Origin of the sequence: Pseudovibrio denitrificans JCM 12308 (assembly GCF_001310815.1) — a bacterium.
Taxonomy (GTDB): Bacteria; Pseudomonadota; Alphaproteobacteria; order Rhizobiales; family Stappiaceae; genus Pseudovibrio; species Pseudovibrio denitrificans.
This window is the reverse complement of sequence record NZ_BAZK01000061.1, coordinates 1-1,964: the sequence shown is the minus strand read 5'-3', so window position 1 is coordinate 1,964 and position 1,964 is coordinate 1. Positions and strand designations below refer to the sequence as shown.

Annotated in this window: 2 protein-coding genes; both read right to left on the bottom strand. The window is 48.8% G+C overall.

The features are described 5' to 3' along the window. The coding region (locus JCM12308_RS27375; protein ID WP_244272050.1) for a cadherin-like domain-containing protein at nt 1-1,378 on the bottom strand (1,378 nt) is incomplete at its 3' end. Further along, on the bottom strand, nt 1,276-1,964 hold a 689-nt coding region (locus tag JCM12308_RS28455), incomplete at its 5' end, for a cadherin-like domain-containing protein (protein ID WP_164845393.1). The genes JCM12308_RS28455 and JCM12308_RS27375, both read right to left, overlap by 103 nt.

The window sequence follows — 1,964 nt, the reverse complement described above, 5'->3', positions numbered from 1 at the left end:
TATCATCACCCACTTCACCCCGCAGGTAGTCGTTACCTTCGCCGCCCCTGAGCGTGTCGTTGCCATTGCCACCATAAAGACTGTCATTGCCTTCACCGCCAGAAAGCTCATTGTTAAACGAGTTTCCGATAATTGTATCGTGACCGGCTGACCCAATAACGTTTTCTATGCTGATATAGGTGTCACCAGTTGCAACTCCGGTATTTTGCGAAGGATTAGCTAAGTTGATGCGTGATGAAGCTGTTTCGTCAGTGAAATCTGCATAACTTGTAGTGTCGGTTCCAGAACCGCCATTCAGTATATCTGCACCTGCTCCACCAATCAGCACATCATCTCCATTGCCGCCAGATAGAGCGTTGGACTCTGATGTGCCAACGATAGTGTCTTGCCCTGCAGAGCCGACTACATTTTCAATACTGTTATAGGTATCACCTGCTGCAACGCCTGTGTTTTTGCTGGAATCAGCCAAGTTGATTATGGAAACTGATACTGGGTCCGAGAAGTTACCGTAGTGCGCGGTATCCTGCCCTTCACCACCATTGTGAACATCTTCACCTTCCTTGCCTTGGATGGTATCATTCCCTTGGCCACCGGTAAGCACATTATCATGCTCATCACCTACGATGATCATTCCCTGTACTACCGGAACGTCATCAGTTCCATTGATCGTTACGGTAACTGTTTTTGTTGTGACCCCGCCATTCCTATCATTTACGGTATAAGTAAAGGTATCGGTTGCTGTTTCACCTGCACTCAAATGATCAAATGCATTTCCGCAGATATAAGAGAACGTGCCATCGCCGTTGTTGATCACAACACCTACAGTGGTGCTGTTGTCGATGGTGATGATGTGCGTGTCGTTCACATCCACATCGGTAAAGTCGGCATTGATGATCACCACGTTAGTGTTTCGAACCACAGTTACATTAATGTCGTTGACCACCGGAACATCATTTGTGCCGTTGATGGTCACCGTCACCGTCTTCGTCACAACACCACCATTGCCATCATTGATGGTGTAAGTGAAGGTGTCTGTTGCGGTCTCGCCGACACCCAGGTGGATGAACGCATCACCGCAATCATAAGAGAACGTACCATCGCCATTGTTGATCACAACACCCACAGTGGTGCTGTTGTCGATGGTGATGATGTGCGTGTCGTTCACATCCACATCCGTGAAGTCAGCGTTGATGATCACCACGCTGTTATTCTGAACAATGGTCACGTCGATGTCATTAACCACCGGCGCATCATTTGTGCCATTGATCGTCACGGTCACGGTCTTGGTAACAACCCCACCTTCGCCATCATCAACAGTATAAGTAAACGTATCCGTTGCATCTCGCCAACATCCAGATGGATGAACGCATCGCCGCAATCATAAGAGAACGTGCCATCACCATTGTTGATCACAACACCCACTGTGGTGCTGTTGTCGATGGTGATGATGTGTGTGTCATCGGCATCCACATCAGTAAAGTCGGCGTTGATGATCACCACGTTGTTGTTCTGAACAATGGTCACATCGATATCGTTGACCACCGGCGCGTTGTTATCGCTTCCAACAATCGTCACAGTAACCGTCTTCGTCACAACACCACCATTGCCATCATTGATGGTGTAGGTGAAGGTGTCGGTTGCAGTCTCACCAACGCCCAGATGGATGAACGCATCACCGCAATCATAGGAGAATGTGCCATCGCCATTGTTGATGACAACACCCACAGTGGTGCTGTTGTCGATGGTGATGATGTGCGTGTCGTTCACATCCACATCGGTGAAGTCAGCGTTGATGATCACCACGTTGTTGTTTTGCACAATGGTCACATCAATGTCATTGACCACCGGCGCATCATTGGTGCCGTTGATGGTGACCGTCACGGTCTTGGTGATCACCCCGCCATTGCCATCATTGATGGTGTAAGTGAAGGTATCGGTTGCAGTCTCACCAACGCCCAGATGGA